Genomic DNA, 19,066 nt, shown 5'->3' with positions numbered 1-19,066 from the left:
TCACGCACTGCGCACGAGGAGCCGGCCGGCGAGCAGCCGGCGGTCGACGGTCGCGGTCGCCTCCGCCTGGGCGGCGAGCGAATAGGCCCGCGAGCGGATGAAGGCGGCCTCCGCCAGTCGATGCCGTCGCTCGGGATCGCCTGCAAGCGCGTCGATGGCAGCGGCGAATGCGCCGGGATCGCGCGGATCGGCGAACACGGCCGCTCCGTCCCAGAGCTCGCGGTAGGTCGGAATGTCGGCCAGCACCAGCGCCGCCCGCACGCCTGCCGCCTCCAGCGGCACCAGCCCGAAAGGCTCATAGATCGATGGCGAGCAGACGATGCCGGCGCGCCCCATCAGCGCCCGCGCTTCGCTGTGCGCCAACTCGCCCCGATGGTCGGCATTGACGATCTCGAGATGCTGGCCTTTTGGACCGCGATTGGCGCCGGCCATCACCACCGGCCAAGCGCAGCTCGTGGCCGCCCTGTCAAGAACGGCGCCGTTCTTGCCGTCGTCCCACCAGCGGCCCGCGGCAAAGACGAAATCGCTCTTCTCGAGGGATGCCGGCGCCGGCCGGGCACCGTTGTACACCACCTCCAGCCCCGCGATCGGCCCATAGCAGTCGCGCAGCATGGCGGCGTGCGCGTTGCTGGGGGCGATCACGGCGTCGGCCGCATCGAACCCGGCGCGGTTGCGGCGTTCCTGCCAGAGCCAATCGCGCGGCATGCCGGTGCCGCGCACGGCGGCGAACCAGGTGACGACGCACGAGTGCGATACCGCAACGATCGGCACCGGCAATTTCAGCCCAGCCGCCTGCGACGGCGCGTTGAGATGGACGATGTCGATCTCCTCGCTCTCGACGAGCTCGGCCAGCTGCGGCGCCAGCGTATCGAGGTCGCCTTCCTCGTCGGTCGTCCAGTCGAGGGGCGCGTCGAGCCAACGGAGCGTGCCCAGCGGCTCGGCCTCCGCCTCCTGGCGCCGCGAGGGTTGCGGCCCGAGGCCGATGAAAACGAATTCAAACCCCTCCTCGCCGAGGCTCGAGGCAAGGTCCATGGCATAGCGCCATACGCCGCCGACGGCATCGAGCGTCATCAATACGCGGGTCGGCGCCTGCCCGACCGGGCGGGGGGACGCGCTGCCGAATGCAGCTTCCTGCGGCGAGTTCATGCCGTGGCCCTCCTCTCTTCTCCCGGAAGAGACCGGCCGGTACGGTTGACCTCCAGCCAGCGAGCAAGATCGCGCAGACCCGCTTTCCAGCCGATCCGCGCCTTCCAGCCGAGCTCGTTCTCGAGCCGCCCGGTATCGGCGACGAAGTAGAGCTGGTCGCCGGCGCGCCATTCGCCGTGGCTCACGGGCACCGGCTGGCCGGCCATCTGGCCGATCTCGCGCAGCACCATCTTGAGACTGACCGCGTTCTTGGGCCCGCCGCCGAGATTGAAGGCGCGACCGGTCACGCGGTCGATCGCCTTCAGCACAGCCCGATAGGCGGCGACGGCGTCGGCCACGTGCAGCACATCGCGCACCTGCATGCCGTCGCCATAGACGGTGATCGGCTCGCCCTTCAGCGCGCGGATCAGGAAATGGGCGATCCATCCCTGGTCCTCGGTGCCGAACTGGCGGGGCCCGTAAATGCAGCTCATGCGCAGCACCGCGGTCCTCACGCCATAGAACTTTGCATAGTCGAGCACGTACTGGTCGGCTACGCCCTTCGAGCAACCGTAGGGCGTGCAGAAGTCGAGCCTGCGGTCCTCGCCAATGCCGCGCGCGGCGGTCAGCTCGTCGGCCGGCTCGTAGCGGCCGCGGCGCACGGCCATCGCCATGTCATCGAGTCCGCCATAGACCTTGTTGGTGCTGGCGAAGACGACCGGAGCCTGTCCGCCGGCCCTGCGCACCGCCTCGAGGACATTGAGCGTGCCGCGCGCGTTGACCTCGAAGTCCTCGATGGGCTCGACGAGGCTCGTCGTCACCGCCGTCTGAGCGGCCAGGTGATAGACCGCCTTGGCATCGGCCAAGGCACCTTCGATCCCGGCGAGGTCGCGCACGTCGGCAACGAAGGAATGGACCCGTTTCCCATGCTTTTCCGTCAGCCAGGCGAGGTTCTGCTCGACACCGGGACGGCTCAGGTTGTCGAGCACGATCACCTCCTCGCCATCGGCCAGCAGGCTGTCGGCGAGGTTCGAGCCGATGAACCCGCTGCCGCCGGTGACGACGATGGGCGCGGCTCGCGTGCGCAGCATCGGCGCGGAAATACGGGAAGTTGCAGAAGGGGGTGTCGACGTGCTCATGAGACCAGTCCCCGTTCCTCGAGTTGACGCCGCATCTCGGCGCCGCGATCGATCGCCTGGGCCTGCCGCACCCAGCCGGCGAGTTCGTCGAGCGAGGATTCCAGCCGGTGCTGCGGTTCGAAACCCAGGAGGTCGCGGGCCTTCGAAATGTCGGCAAAACAATTGCGGATGTCGCCGGAGCGGGCCTTGCCGAGAATCTCCGGCATAATTTCCGGCACGCCCATCGCCTCGGCGAGGAGGGTCGCGACCTGCGAGATGGCATAAGCCCGCCCGCTGCCGATGTTGATCACGTGGCCGGGCGCCTCGGATTGCTCCAGCGCCAGCCGGAAGGCCCGGGCGACGTCGCGCACATGGACGAAATCGCGTCGCTGCCGGCCATCCTCGAAAATCGTCGGCGGCTGTCCGTTGATGAGGCGTGAGGCGAAATTGGCGAGCACTCCCGTGTAGGGATTGGAGAGCGCCTGGCCCGGTCCGAAGACGTTGAAGAGCCGCAGCGCCACCGCTTCGACCCCGTAGGCCTCGCCAAAGATCAGCACCGCCCGCTCCTGGGCGTATTTGGTCAGGGCGTAGATGGAGGCCAGATCGACGGGCTTTTCCTCATCGGTCGGGGCGGACTGCAGGGTCTCGCCATTCGGTCCTGCCGGATCCCACCGACCCTGCCGGATGTCGCCGGGCCGGCGCCGCACCCGCTCGAAGCGTTCGCCGCTCTGCGACACGTAGAGACCTTCGCCGTAGACGCTCATCGAGGAGGCGACCACGATCCGGCGTACCGGCATGTCGATCATGGCCTCCAGCAACACGGCCGTGCCGAGATCGTTGCCGCTCACATAACGGGCGATCTCGTACATGGATTGGCCGACGCCGACTTCCGCGGCAAGGTGCACGACGCCGTCGACACCGGCGAGCGCATTCTGCACCGCCGCCTTGTCACGCACATCGGCCCTGACGAGTTCGACCCCGTCCGGCGCATGTGCGGCGTCTCCATGCACCTGTTCGACGAAGACGTCGAGAACCCGCACGCGGTAGCCGTGTTCGCGCAGTTCCTCGGCCACATGCCGTCCGATGAAGCCGCACCCGCCGGTGATCAGAATATGTGTCACTTTGCACCCGATGGTTTGATGGTTCTGGTGCAGCAGGAAGAAGGTAAGAAGCTTGCCGGTTCCGGTCCGCCAGGATGGAGCGAGCTGCCGACGAACGGGTCTTTGCGGACAAAGGTCCAGGAGCGCAGACAGCCGGAAGGCGCCTGCAACGGCCTGCAACGCGTGTTCGACGGCGGATCGGCCGACGAACGGAGGCAGCGCCTGCCCCGCCCGGACGCATCGATCATCCTTGCGTCCACAGGGACGACGCTAACCTGGATTAAGCCTGCCGGTTTACTTTCGCACCAAGCCGGCCCTGGGCCGTTCTGCCAGCAGCCACGGCCACTTAAATGCGCAGTCTGCGCGCGATGTCGGCCTCGTCCGTCGAGCGCGCGAATACCGGCTTCTTCTTCATCTTCTTACCCCCGCGCCTTCTTCTTCAATGGCTTCTTCAGGAACCCGTCGAGGAGGGTACCGTTTGCCCCAGGAGCGGCAGCAACAGGCAGCAGCTACATCCGCTTCAACCGGAACGAGGCCGAAGACATGAACATCGTCATCATCGGAGCTGGCTATGTGGGGCTGACGACCGGCGCGTGCCTTGCCGATCTCGGACATGGGGTGACATGCGTCGACCTCGATGCCGAGCGGATCGCGCAGCTTGTGCACGGGCGGATGCCGATCTTCGAACCGGGGCTGGCCGAGCTCGTGCGTATGCAGGCCGCTGCCGGGCATCTGCATTTCGCATCCCGTCCCGATACGGTCGTCCCGCTTGCCGACGTCGTCTTCATTGCCGTCGGAACGCCGGCGCGGGAGGATGGCGATACGGACCTTACCCATGTCGAGGCGGCGGCGCGCGACATCGCCCTGCTGCTGCGTTCAGAGGCGCTGGTGGTGCTCAAATCCACGGTCCCTGCCGGCACGGCCCGGCGCATCCGCCAGCTCATCGCCCGCCGACGGGGCAACAGCGACATAGCCGTCGCGTCCAATCCCGAATTCCTGCGGGAAGGCTCGGCCATCGCCGATTTTCTGGGCGCGGACAGGATCGTGGCCGGAGCCGACGACGAAGCGTCCCGAGCGCTCCTGGAAGAGGTCTATGAACCGCTGACCGGGAACGGCATTCCTCTCGTGTCTACGAGCACGGTCAACGCCGAACTCGTCAAATATGCGGCCAATGCGTTCCTTGCCCTCAAGATCGGCTTCATCAACGATGTGGCAAACCTCTGCGAACGGGCCGGGGCGGATGTAAGCGACGTTGCCCGGGGCATCGGACTCGACAAGCGCATCGGCACGGCCTTCCTCATGCCCGGCCCCGGCTTCGGCGGCTCGTGCTTTCCAAAGGACACGCGTTCCTTCGTCCAGACTGGCCGGCGCCTTGCCGCCCGCCAGCATCTCATCGAGGAGCTCGTCGACAAGAACGAGGCGCGAAAGCGCGAGCTTGCCCGCCGCATCATCCGCGAAGCCGGCGACAAGCCTGCCGGCAAAACCGTCGCCGTCCTCGGCGTCGCCTTCAAGGGCAATACCGACGACGTGCGCGAGTCCGCGGCCTTGACCATCATCCCGCTCCTGCAGCGGGCCGGCCTCAAGGTCCGCGCGCACGACCCCAAGGCGCGCGCGGCAGCTTCCGAGTACCTGGAGGACGTCGAGTGGCGCGCCACGGCCTACCAGGCAGCCGAGCGCGCCGACCTCACCGTCGTCCTCACCGACTGGGCCGAATACCGCGATCTCGACCTGCGGCGGCTTTCCGGCGCTATGGCCGGCCAGACGCTCGTCGACTTCCGCAACGTGTTCGAGCCTTCCGAAGTTATCCGGCATGGCCTGCGCTATGTGAGCCTCGGCCGTCCGCCGATGGCCGCCGCCAACCGGTCGGCCCGCGCCGGACTTGCTGAGCGCGTCGGCATTGCAGCCTCGCCCGCATGACGTACTGAAAGGAGCTTTCCCCATGAGCAGCTCACAGACCACCACCCGCCACGACGATATCCGCAAGTGGGCGGAAGCTCGCGACGGACACCCGGCCGTGATCCGCACCAAGGGCCGCGGCGGGGTCCTGCGGATCGATTTCGGCGAGCCCGAAGAAGAACTCGAGGAGATCTCCTGGGACGAGTTCTTCAAGATCTTCGATGAGAACAAGCTCGCCTTCCTCTACCAGGACAAGACGCAGGACGGCGGCACCAGCCGCTTCAACAAGTTCGTCGAACGCAGCAACTGAGCTTGAGGAGCCGTCGATGAGCGAGGCATTGGCAGACACCCGCACCATGCGCGCCGCAGTCGTTACCGGCGCCGGGCAGATGCATGTGGAAGCCGTTCCCCTGCCCGAACCCGGACCGGGGCAAGTGCGGATCGCGCTCGAAGGCTGCGGAGTCTGCGCGTCCAATCTTGGCCCGTGGTCCGGACCGGAATGGATGCAGTTCCCGACTGAACCGGGCGGCCTCGGCCACGAAGGCTGGGGCGTCATCGACGCGGTGGGGCCTGGCGTCAGCGACCTCAAGACCGGCGACCGCGTCGCCTCGCTCTCCTACCACTCATACGCCACGCACGACATCGCCGATGCCGGGGCGGTGGTGAAGCTCCCCTCCGCCCTCGATGACAAGCCCCTGCCGGGCGAGCCGCTCGGCTGCGCCATGAACATCTTGAAGCGCAGCGGCATCGAGGCGGGGCAGACCGTCGCCATCGTCGGCATCGGCTTTCTCGGCGCGCTCCTCACACAACTCGCGAGTCGCGCCGGCGCGCGCGTCCTCGCCATCTCGCGTCGTCCGTGGGCGCTCGACGTCGCCCGGCGCATGGGCGCCGAGGAGACCATCGCGATGGACGACCACTGGCGGATCATCGAGGAGGTGAAATCGCTGACCGGCGGACAGTTCTGCGATCGGGTGATCGAAGCCGTCGGCAGGCAGTGGCCCCTCGACCTTGCCGCCGAGCTCACCCGCGAGCGCGGGCGGCTCGTCATCGCCGGTTACCATCAGGATGGTCCCCGGCAGGTCAACATGCAGCTCTGGAACTGGCGCGGCCTCGACGTCATCAACGCCCATGAGCGGGACCCGGCGGTTTATGCGCGGGGCGTCCGCGACGCGATCGACGCCATGCTCGACGGCCGGCTCGATCCCTCCGCGCTCTACACGCACCGCTTCCCCCTCGAAGACCTCGGCACCGCCCTCGACATGACGCGCGACCGGCCGGACGGCTTCCTCAAAGCGCTGGTCGTCTACCAATGATCGCGGAAGACCGCAGACTCGCTCCGGCCCCTCCTCTGCCGCGCATCGGCTTTCTCGGTGTCGGCTGGATCGGCCGGCACCGGATGAAGGCGCTGATCGACGCAGGCCTCGTCGAAGCCACCGCCATCGCCGATCCGTCGCATGAGATGGCCGAGGAAGCCCGCAAGCTCGCCCCCGAGGCGGAAATCCTGCCCTCGCTCGAAGCCCTGCTCAAAAGCGATATCGACGGCCTCGTCATCGCAACGCCCAGCGCCCTTCACGCCGAGCAGTCCATCGCCGCGCTGGAACGCGGATTGGCGGTCTTCTGCCAGAAGCCGTTGGGACGCAACATGGATGAAGCCGGTACCGTGGTCGAGGCCGCCCGGCGGGCGGATCGCCTGCTCGGCGTCGATCTCTCCTACCGTTTCACCGAGGCGATGGCGGCGATCCGCGAACATATCGCGAGTGGCGCATTGGGCTCCGTCTTCGCGGCCGATCTCGTTTTCCACAACGCCTACGGGCCCGACAAGCCCTGGTTCTACGACAAAGCCCTTGCGGGCGGCGGATGCGTGATGGACCTCGGCATCCACCTCGTCGACCTGGCGCTGTGGGCGCTCGACTTTCCGCAGGTCACCTCCGTCACCAGCCGCCTCCATGCCGGCGGCAAGCGCGTGAGCCGTCCTGACGAGGTCGAGGATTTCGCCGACGCAACGCTGGTTCTCGAAACCGGCGCGACGGTGCGCATTTCCTGCTCGTGGCGGCTGCATGCCGGGCGTGACGCCGAGATCAGCGCCCGTTTCTACGGCACGCAAGGCGGTGCGGGCTTTTCCAACCGCAACGGCTCCTTCTACGACTTCGGTGCGGAAGCGTGGAAGGGCACCGGCAGCGAAGTTCTCACCAAACCGCCCGACGATTGGGGCGGCCGCGCCGCCCTCCGTTGGGCGAAACGACTGCGGGAAGACAGACGTTTTGCGCCGGAGGCCGCGGAGCTGGTCACCGTGGCGCGCGTGCTCGACGAGATCTACCGGAGCAACATGGGGTCCTAACGCAGGTCCTATTCGGACCCGCGTTCGGAGGCCTTGATCGCCTCGTCGACTTCCTTCTTGAGGCGAGCGCGCGGATCGTCAACGATCTTCCGCTTCACCCGTTCGACGTCGCGGTCGTCGACATCGGGGCTGCGCGAGCTGTCGTCCGGCAGCCCCGGAGCCGTCTGGCCAATGGACTCGTCCACCGGACGGTCGTTGGGTCCGGTCGTGATCTTCTTTCGCTGCGGCATGGCTTTTCTCCCATCGCTTGCGTCATCCGGGCAAGCCGGAAGCGCCGGTTTGGTTGCATGCCTTGCCTTCTGTATGGGCCTGCCGGAAAGCGGAACCAGCGTGCCGGCTCGGCATTGAACCTTGGTGGTAACCGAGGGGTTTCCATGAGCGTAGCGCTTTCCATCAATATGCCGGACCCTCACTTTAAGGTCGGCGTGCTGACCTTCCATCGCTGCATCAACTACGGCTCCTACTGGCAGGCCCGATGCCTCGTCGACGGCCTGCGTGGGCTGGGGTACGAAGCGGAACTGCTCGAGCACGTCTCGGACCGGGTCAACCGTGCCGAATGGCGCTGTGCCCTGCAGCCGCTGCTGCCGCAGCGTACGCCCCAGAGCGACTATCCGCTCTACGACCGCAAGACCCGCCGCTTCTTCGAAGCCGTTGCCGACCTGCCCACCTCCGCCCCCTTTCCCCTCGATGACCCTTCGCGTCTCGCTGCCGACTACGACGTCGTCGTCATCGGCAGCGACGAAGTGTGGAACCTCAACCATCCCTGGTACGGCGGCCATCCCCTGTTCTACGGGGAAGGGTTGCGGGCCGGGCGGCTGGTCGCCTACGCGGCGAGCTTCGGCAGCCAGACGCAGGGACTGGAGCCCTACTGGGCCGAGCGGCTTGGCAATTTCGCGCAGATCTCCATCCGCGACCGCAACTCGCAGCAGATCGTCGCCCGGGCGACGCATCGCATGCCCGAGCTGGTGCTCGACCCGTGCCTGCTCTTTCCGCCGGATGTGACGGCCGAGGGTCTCGGCCGGCCCTATCTCGCTGTCTACGGCCACAGCTTTCCGGACTGGTTCGCGGAAGCCGTCCGCAGCTTCGCCTGGGAGCGCGGCCTCGAGCTCATCAGCATCGGCTATCGCAACGACTGGGCCGACCGGCAATGGCTGACGGCGGGGCCGCTGGAGTTCGCGAGCTTCATGGCCGGCGCCGAGGCGGTCGCCACCAACTTCTTCCACGGCTGCGTCTTCGCCCTGATGAACAACAAGCCGTTCGCGTGCGCTCCTTCCGACTACCGCTTCAACAAGGTGCGGGACCTCACCGCCATGGTCGGCGCCTCCGCCCATCTGACGAGTTCGGAAACACCGCCGTCCCGCTTCGGAAGGCTCCTCGGCGAACCGCTCGATTCGGCGATAGGACGTTCCATCGCGGCGCTGCGCAGGCACTCGCGCCGCTACCTCGAGCGTGTACTGCAGTGAGCACGCTCGCGCTTCCGCCACGGCCGCTCGAGCCTTGCGACATGGTGCGGGCGGGTCTCTGCATCGGCTGCGGCGCCTGCGTTGCCGGCGGCAATGGACGCATGGCGTATGACCGCTATGGACAGTTGCAGCCGCAGAACGCCGCGCGGCCCGAAACTTTCGAGCACCTCTGCCCGTTCTCGCCGTTCGCCGCCGACGAAGACGCGATTGCCGGCGCGCGGTTCGCCGCCGCCCCGCAGCGCGACCGCAAGGTCGGCCGCTTCGAGGCCACCTATGTCGGCCACGTCGCCGAAGGCGATTACCGAGCACAGGGCAGCTCCGGCGGCATGGTGACGTGGATGGCCGCAGAGCTCCTGTCGCGCCGGCTCGTCGACGGCGTCGCCCATGTGGCAGCGACCGATCCGTCCCCGGACGGCGGCTTTTTCGGCTACCGCATCTCGCGCAGCCTCGAAGAGCTAAACGCAGGCGCCAAGTCGCGCTACCACCCGATCGAGCTCTCGGGCGTCATCGACGCCATACGGGTCGAGCCCGGCCGCTACGCCGTTGTTGGCATCCCCTGCTTCATCAAGGCCGTGCATCTCTTACGTGCGACGGACCCGGTGCTCGCCGAGCGCATCGTCTTCACCCTCGGGCTCTTCTGCGGGCATATGAAGAGCCTGCGCATGGTCGAGAGCTTCGCCTGGCAGATGGGCGTGCCGCTTGAAGCGGTCACCAGCCTCGACTACCGCCTCAAGGACCCGGATCGCCCCGCCAACTGGTACCGCGCGCACCTTAACCTCAGGGACGGCGGCACCGCCGCCCAAGACTGGTGGCACCTTGCCGATGGCGACTGGGGCGCCGGCTTCTTCCAGAACCCGGCCTGCAATTTCTGCGACGACGTCACGGCCGAGACCGCCGACATCGCGTTTGGCGACGCGTGGGTCGAGCCCTATGCGTCGGATGGCAACGGAACCAACGTCGTCATCGCGCGCTCACCGGTGCTGAACGACATCGTTCGCGACGGCATCATGCAGGGCCGGCTTGCCCTCCAGCCGGTCGATGCCGAGTTCGTCGCCGCGACGCAGGCGGCAGGCCTTCGGCACCGGCGCGAGGGGCTGGCCTACCGCCTCACGTGGCGCCGCCGCGGCATCCGGCCGGTCAAGCGCGTCGCGCCGGACCGGCGCGGCCATACGCTGCGGCGTAAGCTCATCTACCGCATGCGTGCCGGGATCGCCTTCTGGAGCCATCGCGTTTTCTGGCTTGCCCACCGCACCGGACAGCCACGCCTCTATATCGCTTGGGCGCGCGCCGCATTGCGGCTCTATCAGGCCCTCACCTACTCGCGTGGACGCCTGGGCCGCTTCATCGATGGTCTCGGCCTTGCGGGTCGGGATGGCTAGTATTTTACAGTCCCGGCCGCAGCTCCATCTGCCGGGCCGCACGTGAAACGTCCGCCGGCGCATAGCGCGAGATCATCCATGCGCAGAACTCCGCGAACCCTTCAGGCCGCAGCGGCGGGCTGGTGTGGTGCGGCGCAATTCCCAAGTCTTCCGGCGTGAAGCAGAAGGTCACCGTCACGTCGAAGTCCTCGAGCGCCTTCATCTGCCGATCGAACCAGTCGAGCGCGTTCGGGCGGAAGCTGTCGGCCCAGGAAAGACCTGTGCGCACATAGGTGACGCCCAGCCGCTTCATCCACGCCACCGCATCCTCGAGCCGGGGGTCTTCATAGTGGAACCACTGCACTAATCCCAGGTCGGGCGTGTGGCGGGCGAATTCCTCGAGCGACGGTTTCGGGCTGCCGTCCTCGCGCAGCAGCCCCATGTAGAAATGCCGGTAGTACGAGGAGCCTTCCGCCTCCTTGTGGCGGGTCGTCGCCTCCCAGGCGCTGGGCAGGTCGTAGAGGCTGTACCACTGGATGCGTCCGGCCCTGCCCTTCAGCAGCTCGGCTGTGCGCTTGAGACCCCACACCTGCACCTCCTCGGCACCGAAGGTCGACACGCCTACCTCGCTCACCCAGACCGGCAGGTGGGTGACGGTGCGGATTTCCTCCAGCCGGTTTGGCCACTCGTCGATCTGCCAGAGGTTCCAATCGAGCGGAAAGCCATGGACAGCCACCGCATCGACATGGTCGAGAACACCAAAATCGCGCATGCGCCCCATGAAGCCCGGATCGATCGGTGAGATGCCGCCGAGCACTCGCGTGACCGCCCGGTTCTGCGAGGCGATGGCATCTCCTGCAAGGCTCGCCATTTCCGCGAAGCGGCTCCAGTCCGGGTCAAGCTCCGGATCCCAGTGCGACTTGTTGTTGGGCTCGTTCCAGATCATCGCGGCTTCGATCATGGTCTGCTCCTAAGGCACGATTTCATTGAGCGTGACGAGCCGGGCGTCGCCGTCACGGGCAAGAAGGGTGGTGATGGAAGCCGGGCTCACGTCGAACCGCGGCCAGGCGTCGAAGGAGAGGTCGAGCACGCGGCAGACCGCCGCCTTGATGACATCGGCATGGCTGACGAGCACCAGGTTGGCATCGGCGCGCCGGGCGGCGAGCGCCTCCATGAAGGCGAGGATGCGCCGGCCGACGTCCGACATCGTCTCGCCGGCCGGGGTACGCGCTAGGGCCCGCTCGCTGTTCCAGCGGTGCCAGAGCGGGTCGGCGTCGAGCTCGGCGAACGTCTTGCCCGACCACTCGCCGAAGTCGATCTCGTCGAGCGCCTCGGCGATATCGACTTCGGTCAGGCCGCAAGCCGCGGCGATTGCCGCCGCCGTCTCCTGCGTGCGCTCGCGCGGGCTGGCGTGGATCGCCTCGATACGCTCGCGCCGCAGGCGCTCACCGAGCCGGGTGGCTTGGGCGATGCCCGCTTCGCCGAGAGCGATCCCCGCAGAGCGGCCGGCAAGAAAGCTGCCGACATTGTCGTGCGCCGCGTGACGCACAAGGAAAAAGAGGGTCACTGCGCCGCCCCCCGCAGCCGATCCTCGTCGGCGGCGATGAAATCCTCGACGCGGCGGCGAGCCTCGGCGTCGGTGAACTGCTCAGGCGGCGACTTCATGAAATAGCTCGACGGACCCACGAGGCTGCCGCCGATCCCCCGGTCGAGCGCGAGCTTGGCGCAGCGCACCGCGTCGATGACGACGCCGGCCGAATTGGGCGAGTCCCACACCTCGAGCTTCAGTTCGGCATTGAGCGGCACGCCGCCGAAGGTCGTGCCCTCGAGCCGGATATAGGCCCATTTGCGGTCAGTCAGCCACGGCACGTGGTCGCTCGGGCCCACATGCACGTCGCCGGCCGGCAGCGGCACGTCGAACTGGCTGGTCACCGCCTGGGTCTTCGAGATCTTCTTGGTCTCAAGCCGCTCGCGCTCGAGCATGTTGAGGAAATCGGTGTTGCCGCCGAAATTGAGCTGGTAGGTGCGGTCGATCCGCACCCCCCGATCGCGGAAGAGATTGACGAGCTGACGGTGGACGATCGTCGCGCCCACCTGGCTCTTGATGTCGTCGCCGACGATCGGCAGGCCGCGCTCGGCAAAGCGCCGGTCCCATTCGGGCCGCGAGGCGATGAACACCGGAATGCAGTTGACGAACGCGCAACCGGCTTCCAGCGCCTGCTCGGCGTACCAGCGCGTCGCCTCCTCCGAACCGACCGGCAGATAGGAGACCAGCACGTCCGTTTGCGTCTCCCGCAGGATTTGCGCCACCGGCGCCACCGACTCGTCGGATTCGGTGATCTCCTCGCGCAGGTACCGCCCGATCCCGTCGAAGGTCGGGCCCCGCTCGACGCGCACCCCGATCTTTTCGACATCGGCAAAGCGGTGCGTGTTGTTGGGTTCGGCGTAGATCGCCTCGGCGACATCCTTGCCCACCTTGGTATCGGCCACATCGAATGCCGCCGAGATCTCGACATCGCGAACGCGGTACCCGCCGAGGTCGGTATGCATCAGGCCGGGAATCGGCTCGTTGCCCTCGGCATCGCGGTAATAGGTCAGGCCCTGCACGAGCGATGAGGCGCAATTGCCGACACCGACGATGCCGACGCGGACGGTACTTGCGGTCATGTCCGTTTCCTTTGAGGCGGTGAGCATCTACTTGGCCTCAACGGAGCCACCGGAGATTTGTTCCGGCAGGAAAATCGGTGGATCGGCAGCCCGTTCACCGCGTTGTGCCCGCGCGAGCGCGGGAGCGAACGATGCTGGTCTATGGCGATGGAGAACTGCAGGCGGACCCCACAGAGTTGCGTGCCGCCGTCCTTGACGCGCTCTCGGAGGGCCTCGCCGCGCCACCGGGCCTTGCCCGCCACCAACGTCTGGTCGGCGCCTTCATCCTCGCCGGCGAACTGGCGCAAGGTCTTGCCGATGCTCGCTTTGCGCACGCCGGCGCCGATGGCTGGTCGTCAGCCGATATAACCGAAAGCAAGTTTCTGCTGGCGCTCGCGAAGGCCGTAGCGCTCTCCTGGGAGAGCGGCTTTGCCGCTCCACCCACCCTGCCCTCGGGCTGGCCCGAACTCCTCGCCGCCCTCGCCGGCCCATCGCCGATAACCGTCCGGCGCCCCGAGGGCTACGCGTTCTACGCTCTTTATCCGGAAGCCTATTATGCCGCGGCCAAGCGCTCCGGCCTTAGCTCGCGCACCCGCATCATCGGCATCCGCAGCATCGGCACGAGCCTCGCCGCAATGGTCGCCGCCAGCCTTGGCGCGGGTCCTCCCATCACGCTCCGCCCCACCGGTCACCCCTTCGAACGGCGTCCGGAGATCTCACCCGAGCTCGCCACGCACATCCTCAACGACCCGGAAGCCGATTTCGCCATCGTCGATGAGGGCCCGGGCCTCTCCGGCAGCTCCTTCGGCGGCGTCGCCGACTGGCTCGTCGAGCATGGCATCGATGAAGAACGTCTGCATTTCTTTCCCGGCCATAGCGGGCCCCTCGGCCCGCAAGCCCGCCCGGAACACCGCGCCCGATGGGAACGCCGCCCGAGGCACGTCGTCGACTTCGATGCCCTCATCCTTCACGCCGGACGCCCCGAGCACCAGCTCGAAAGCTGGCTTTCCGACCTCCTAGGCCCTCTGCAAGCACCGCTGGAGGAGATCTCCGGCGGCGCCTGGCGTAAGCTGCACCCTGCTCCCCCACCGCCGGCGGATGGACGGCTGGAGCGTCGCAAGTTCTTTGCCCACGCCGATGGACAGCGCTTCCTCGTCAAGTTCGCCGGCCTCGGCGTGGATGCGGAACGAAAGCTCGTCAGAGCCAGCAAGCTCGCAGCGGCGGGCTTCTCGCCCCGTCCCGTGGGCTTATGCCACGGCTTCCTCGTCGAGGAGTGGCAGGAAGGCACACCGCTCGACTCGAGTACCGGCGACCGCGCCGCCCTCATCGAGCGCCTGGTGGACTATATCGCCTTCCGCATCCAGCACCTTCCGGTCTATACCCCCGGCGCAGACCCGTCCGCACTCGCCGCCATGGCCGTGGCCAACACCCGCGAAGCTCTCGGCGAATCCCGTGCCGCTGGCCTCGAAGCCGCCCTCGCCGATATCGACCACCTGCCCTTCCATCCCGTCGATACCGACAACCGCATGCACGCCTGGGAATGGCTGGTCACCCCCAACGGGCGCCTGCTCAAGACCGACGCCCTCGACCACAGCGGCGCCCATGATCTCATTGGCCCCCAGGATCCGGCCTGGGACATCATCGGCGCGATGGTCGAGCTCGACCTTTCAAGCGAGGAGCGCGACGCTCTCGTCCAACGCATCGGCCAACTCACCGGCCGTTCCATAGACCACCGCCTGCTCCAGACGATGGAGCCCTGCTATCTCGCATTCCAGCTTGGCCTGTGGACGTTCGCCGCAGGCACGGGAGACGAACTCTGCAACGAGCAGGCGGGGAGATATGCCCGATTGCTTGAGGAGCTGATCGAAATGCAGCGATAGGACAGCACCAGGTCGTGGCGGCCGACGAGTCCATAGATCCTACGCTACCGATCGAAGAACCGCTCCAGATTGAAGGCTACCGGCTGGCGAAAGCCGTCAGCGGGACGAGTCCGCCTCGGGCGCATGTTCGGGTGCACCGATCACAAGCGAGGCTTCGGGTGATTGGACCAGTTGCAGATAGCGATCGAATTGCGCCAGCACGTCCGAAATGACCTGCTCGTGCGTCATGCCCATCAGATCATAGCCGCGGCTGCCGTCGCTGAAGAATGTGCGCGCTTCGAAACGCTGGTCGGCCTGCGCCGCCTCCAGCGCCGAGAAGACCGGCAGACGATGGGCGGCCGGCTGAACGCCATAGACGAAATCGCGCATGCCGCTGGCCGGGATCGTGAGCGAAACGGAGTGCTCCGCGTCCCCGGGGGAAACGGTCGCCTCGCGCCCACGCCTTTCCATCTCGCCGGCCACGTTGCCGAGCGCCGACGTCACGATATCGTCGATGAACGTGGCGACCTGCTTTTCGGTTGGAGCGTTGAGGATCAGGCCCAGCCGGCGTTGCCAGGTGAGCCCGGCGGCAGGATGCGCCTGCGGTGCCGACCCCGCCTGACCGAGCCGATACTGCGCCAGATCGGATTTCATGCCTTTAAAGAGAGCCCAGATCAAGGCGAGCATGATCAGCGAGAAGGGAAGCGCGGTGGCGATCGTGGCCGATTGCAACGCGGCAAGGCCGCCGGTCAGCAGAAGCACGGCGGCAACCAGACCTTCCAGCGCACACCAGAACACGCGTTGCAGCGTGGTCGTCTGCGTTTCGCCGCCGGCTGCTATCGTGTCGACGACCAGCGAGCCGGAATCGGAAGAGGTGATGAAAAACACCGCGACCAGCAAAACCGCGAGCGATGAGGTGATCGGCGAAAGCGGCAGGTATCCGAAAAACTGAAAGAGGGCGACGGAGAGGTCGCTTTCCACCGCCGTGGACAGCGCCCCGTTCGCAATCGTCGTGTCGATGTGGAGTGCGGTGTTGCCGAAGACCGTCATCCACATGAAGGTGAAACCCGCCGGGACGAAGAGGACGGCGATCACGAATTCCCGTACCGTGCGGCCGCGCGATATCCGCGCGATGAACATGCCGACGAACGGCGACCAGGAGATCCACCAGGCCCAGTAGAACAGCGTCCACGCGTCGATCCAGGGGCGCGGCTCGTAGGCGTAGATGTTGAAGGTGCGCAGCACGATCGTGTCGAGATAGAAGCCGATATTCTGCACGAAGTCCCGCAGGAGCTGGGCTGTCGGGCCGACGACGAGCACAAAGAGCATGAGCAGGATCGCGACGACCAGGTTGAGCTCGCTCAGGCGGCGGATGCCTTTGTCGACACCCGTGACGACGGAGATGGTCGCGATGACGGTGATGATCGCGATGAGGACGATCTGGACGATGGCGCTATTGGGCAGCCCGAGCAGATAGCTGAGGCCGGCGTTGATCTGCAGCACGCCGAAGCCCAGCGAGGTGGCGATGCCGAAGATCGTTCCGCAGATGGCGAAGATATCGACAGCGTGCCCGATCGGCCCGTCGATGCGCTCCTTGAGCAGCGGATAAAGGCCCGAGCGCACGGTGAGCGGCAGGTTGTAGCGGTAGCCGAAGTAGGCGAGCGACAGGCCCACCACCGCGTAAATCGCCCAGGCATGCAGCCCCCAGTGGAAGAATGTGACGCTCATCGCTTGGCGTTGCGCCGCGATGGTGAGCGGCTCGGCTTCCGGCGGAGCGGCGAAATGGGTCATGGGCTCGCCGACCGCGAAGTACATGAGGCCGATCCCCATGCCGGCGGCAAAGAGCATCGCCACCCAGGACATGTAGTGGAAGTCGGGCGTGGAATCGTCCGGCCCGAGCTTGAGGCTGCCGAACCGGCTCGCGGCAAAGAGAATGGCCGAACCGATGAAAATCGCCACGGCAAGCAGATACCACCAGCCGAAGGACGCGAGCACCCAACCCTGCAGCGCCCCGAAGATCGACTCGGCTTGTTCGGGGAAAAGAACGCCGATTCCCACGAAGACACCGATTATCACGACGGAGCCGAAGAATACCGGCGGGTTGATCACGAAGCCGGGCATTGGACACCTCGTGTTTGGGGAGCAGCCGAAGAAGGGGCTCACTCTACTAACTGCGGCGCCTCAGCTAGGTTCAACACAAGCACGGCGATTCTGGCGGAACACGATAGCGCCGCGCCCGCGCAGCAGTGCGTCGTCGCTGGGGTGATGGCGAGGTCCGAGAGAGCTGCGCCCCGCTGACCACGCGCCGACTGTAGCAAAGCGGCAAGATCCCGAATTCGGGAGCAGGGTTGAGCGGGCCCGAGCATGTCCCCATCATGGTTTCATGATGTCGACCAGCCCGATCCATACCGCCGCCCGCAATGCCCTCTTCAACCTCGTCGGTCCCGCCGCAGCCCAAGCGCGGTTCAGCCAGCGCCGCTTTTCCAATGGCAGCGAAGCCGCCGAAGTCATGCACGTGACCGCCCGCTACTCCGACCGGCGCGACAGGCCGCGGACCGTCAGCTTTGTCATCAAACACCTGCACGGACGCGCCGAGCGCGAAGTCGCCGTCTACCGTGATCTGGTGACAAAGCATGCCGGCGTCCTCGCGCCGCGGCTGCTGTATGTCGAGCATTCGCCGGGCGGATCGTTCCTGGTGATGGAAGCCATCGATCGCGCCATGGCCTGGCCGTGGCGGCACCTGGACCTCACGACGACCCTGTTGCGTCGGCTGGGCCGGTTCCATGTCCACACCGCGCAAAGCGCGTTGTCGCTGACGGACTGGGATTATGAAGACGCTTTGGCGACCAGTGCAGCCGAAACGCGCCTCCGGCTCGAATGCTGCCGGCACGACCCGGAGCTTGCGCCGCTCGCGCGTCACCGCCGCGTGCTCGACAAAGTAGTCCTCAACCTTCCCAGGCTGCGGAATGCCCTCTTGCGGGAAGCTCCGCTCGATCAGCGTCCCATCCACGGAGATGTGCATCCCGGAAACGCCATGGTCAGAAAGGGCACCGATCGCCTGCCCGTGCTGATCGATTGGGGACGCGCCCGCCTGGGCTCGCCTCTGGAGGATGTGAGCTCGATGCTCCAATCGCTACGGTTTTTCGAACCGAATGCCCTGCAGAGGCATGATCTCCTGTTCAAGGAATATTTGACCGGGCTGGGATTGGACCGGCGTATCTCTGATCCGTTGCGCAGCGCCTATTGGGTCGCCGGTGCCTCCAATGCCTTGGCCGGCGCCCTCAATGTCCACTTGTTGGCGGCGATGGACCAGAAGTCCACCCCTCGCCAACGACGGAACGCGTTCCTTGCCGCCCGAGACTGGCTGAGGATCATCCGTCGGGCGCATGCCTGGGCTCTATAGGAAGCGATTTGCCGCCTCGGCCAGTCACCGATTCAACGCCACCTGGCTGCCAAGTCCGGCACGCGATACCAGCGTTTCGAACAAGCGGCGCTGGGCAGGATGGTCGACGAGTTCCTCAGGGTGCCACTGGACCGCCAGGATACGCCTCGTCCCGCTCTCATATCCTTCGATGAGACCGTCTTCGGTAAAGACCGTCGCCTCAAGTCCCTCGCCGAGTACCTTTATGCCTTGGCGATGGATGCTGTTCACCTCGAACGGCCCGCGCCCGAAAACATCCTGCAGCTCGCCGCCGCGTGCGCGGACCGTATGGGCGACGGCATCGCGGGGCACGTCGGGGCGGTGATCGTCCTTCCAGGAGCCGGCGGCGAGGTTCTGGCTCAGCGTTCCGCCGAAATAGACGTTGATCATCTGGAAACCCCGGCAGATGCCGAGAACGGGCAGCTCCCGCGCGAGGGCTTGATCCAGCAGGTCCCACTCCATCTCGTCGCGCGGTTCGTCGACCGCTTTCCTGATGTTCGGATCGAGGTCCTGACCGAAGCGGGAGGGGTGCACCGCGGCGCCGCCGCAAAAGACTACGCCCCTGATATCGTGCGCGAGCACCGAACGCCCGGGGCCGGGAACGAAGACCTGGGCCTCGGCTCCCGCCCGCTCGATGGCGCGAGTATAGGGAAGCGGGTCCGTTGCCGAACCGACGGAAACGGCGATCAGGGGGCGGTGCGTCATCAAGCGTCTGGTGCGAAGTTCTCGGGAATTCCGGTCC

16 protein-coding genes and 1 pseudogene are annotated in these 19,066 nt (G+C 66.5%); 8 read left to right on the top strand and 9 right to left on the bottom strand.

The window, feature by feature from the left end; genetic code table 11:
- From VE25_RS06390 to VE25_RS06380, 3 genes and pseudogenes are all read right to left on the bottom strand, one after another.
- Complete coding sequence (locus VE25_RS06390) at positions 1-1,146, bottom strand: glycosyltransferase family 4 protein (RefSeq protein ID WP_046107760.1); 1,146 nt, start codon at positions 1,144-1,146, stop codon at positions 1-3.
- Positions 1,143-2,234: pseudogene (locus tag VE25_RS06385) on the bottom strand (SDR family NAD(P)-dependent oxidoreductase); the annotation flags it as partial. The gene VE25_RS06390 and the pseudogene VE25_RS06385, both read right to left, overlap by 4 nt.
- A 26-nt stretch (positions 2,235-2,260) precedes the next feature.
- The gene (locus VE25_RS06380) at positions 2,261-3,364 is read right to left on the bottom strand and encodes an NAD-dependent epimerase/dehydratase family protein (protein ID WP_046107863.1); all 1,104 of its coding nucleotides are present in this window, start codon (positions 3,362-3,364) and stop codon (positions 2,261-2,263) included.
- Between the two features lie 522 nt (positions 3,365-3,886).
- Between VE25_RS06380 and VE25_RS06375 the strand changes: the two genes are divergently transcribed.
- Genes VE25_RS06375 through VE25_RS06360 form a run of 4 tightly spaced genes read left to right on the top strand, consistent with a single transcriptional unit; the run spans position 3,887 to position 7,577 of the window.
- Positions 3,887-5,260, top strand: coding sequence for a UDP-glucose dehydrogenase family protein (locus tag VE25_RS06375; protein WP_046107758.1), 1,374 nt, complete (start codon positions 3,887-3,889; stop codon positions 5,258-5,260).
- Between the two features lie 22 nt (positions 5,261-5,282).
- The gene (locus VE25_RS06370; RefSeq protein ID WP_046107757.1) at positions 5,283-5,549 is read left to right on the top strand and encodes a hypothetical protein; all 267 of its coding nucleotides are present in this window, start codon (positions 5,283-5,285) and stop codon (positions 5,547-5,549) included.
- Between the two features lie 16 nt (positions 5,550-5,565).
- Positions 5,566-6,552: an MDR/zinc-dependent alcohol dehydrogenase-like family protein gene (locus tag VE25_RS06365; RefSeq protein ID WP_046107756.1), complete on the top strand. Its 987-nt coding sequence runs from the start codon at positions 5,566-5,568 to the stop codon at positions 6,550-6,552.
- Positions 6,549-7,577, top strand: a complete 1,029-nt coding sequence (locus VE25_RS06360; protein ID WP_046107755.1) for a Gfo/Idh/MocA family protein — start codon at positions 6,549-6,551, stop codon at positions 7,575-7,577. The genes VE25_RS06365 and VE25_RS06360 overlap by 4 nt, the downstream gene beginning before the upstream one ends.
- An 8-nt stretch (positions 7,578-7,585) precedes the next feature.
- Here VE25_RS06360 and VE25_RS06355 read toward each other — a convergent pair whose 3' ends face one another.
- The gene (locus VE25_RS06355) at positions 7,586-7,807 is read right to left on the bottom strand and encodes a hypothetical protein (RefSeq protein ID WP_046107754.1); all 222 of its coding nucleotides are present in this window, start codon (positions 7,805-7,807) and stop codon (positions 7,586-7,588) included.
- Between the two features lie 144 nt (positions 7,808-7,951).
- Here VE25_RS06355 and VE25_RS06350 point away from each other — a divergent pair, with 144 nt between their 5' ends.
- Positions 7,952-9,040 carry a polysaccharide pyruvyl transferase family protein gene (locus VE25_RS06350; protein ID WP_046107753.1) on the top strand — a complete coding sequence of 363 codons (1,089 nt, stop codon included), beginning with the start codon at positions 7,952-7,954 and terminating at the stop codon, positions 9,038-9,040.
- Between the two features lie 41 nt (positions 9,041-9,081).
- Complete coding sequence (locus tag VE25_RS06345; protein ID WP_046107752.1) at positions 9,082-10,419, top strand: Coenzyme F420 hydrogenase/dehydrogenase, beta subunit C-terminal domain; 1,338 nt, start codon at positions 9,082-9,084, stop codon at positions 10,417-10,419.
- Positions 10,420-10,423: 4 nt separating this feature from the next.
- Here VE25_RS06345 and VE25_RS06340 read toward each other — a convergent pair whose 3' ends face one another.
- Genes VE25_RS06340 through VE25_RS06330 form a run of 3 tightly spaced genes read right to left on the bottom strand, consistent with a single transcriptional unit; the run spans position 10,424 to position 13,065 of the window.
- A complete protein-coding gene (locus tag VE25_RS06340; protein ID WP_046107751.1) occupies positions 10,424-11,359 on the bottom strand; it encodes a glycoside hydrolase 5 family protein in 936 nt (311 codons plus the stop codon).
- Between the two features lie 9 nt (positions 11,360-11,368).
- Positions 11,369-11,965, bottom strand: coding sequence for a histidine phosphatase family protein (locus tag VE25_RS06335; protein ID WP_046107750.1), 597 nt, complete (start codon positions 11,963-11,965; stop codon positions 11,369-11,371).
- On the bottom strand, positions 11,962-13,065 hold the full coding sequence (locus tag VE25_RS06330; protein WP_046107749.1) for an inositol-3-phosphate synthase: 1,104 nt from the start codon (positions 13,063-13,065) through the stop codon (positions 11,962-11,964). Before VE25_RS06330 ends, VE25_RS06335 begins: the two co-directional genes overlap by 4 nt.
- 131 nt (positions 13,066-13,196) lie before the next feature.
- Here VE25_RS06330 and VE25_RS06325 point away from each other — a divergent pair, with 131 nt between their 5' ends.
- A complete protein-coding gene (locus VE25_RS06325; RefSeq protein WP_046107748.1) occupies positions 13,197-14,924 on the top strand; it encodes a hypothetical protein in 1,728 nt (575 codons plus the stop codon).
- A 96-nt stretch (positions 14,925-15,020) separates the two neighbouring features.
- Here VE25_RS06325 and VE25_RS06320 read toward each other — a convergent pair whose 3' ends face one another.
- On the bottom strand, positions 15,021-17,024 hold the full coding sequence (locus VE25_RS06320) for a BCCT family transporter (RefSeq protein WP_046107747.1): 2,004 nt from the start codon (positions 17,022-17,024) through the stop codon (positions 15,021-15,023).
- A gap of 262 nt (positions 17,025-17,286) precedes the next feature.
- Here VE25_RS06320 and VE25_RS06315 point away from each other — a divergent pair, with 262 nt between their 5' ends.
- Positions 17,287-18,306 carry a phosphotransferase family protein gene (locus VE25_RS06315; RefSeq protein ID WP_052731770.1) on the top strand — a complete coding sequence of 340 codons (1,020 nt, stop codon included), beginning with the start codon at positions 17,287-17,289 and terminating at the stop codon, positions 18,304-18,306.
- 24 nt (positions 18,307-18,330) lie between these two features.
- Here VE25_RS06315 and VE25_RS06310 read toward each other — a convergent pair whose 3' ends face one another.
- Positions 18,331-19,029 carry a gamma-glutamyl-gamma-aminobutyrate hydrolase family protein gene (locus VE25_RS06310; protein ID WP_052731769.1) on the bottom strand — a complete coding sequence of 233 codons (699 nt, stop codon included), beginning with the start codon at positions 19,027-19,029 and terminating at the stop codon, positions 18,331-18,333.
- Positions 19,030-19,066: the final 37 nt, after the last annotated feature.

It is taken from the genome of Devosia geojensis (genome assembly GCF_000969415.1).
Lineage (GTDB): Bacteria > Pseudomonadota > Alphaproteobacteria > Rhizobiales > Devosiaceae > Devosia > Devosia geojensis.
Note: the sequence above shows the minus strand (reverse complement) of the source record. Positions and strands in the feature narration are given on the sequence as shown.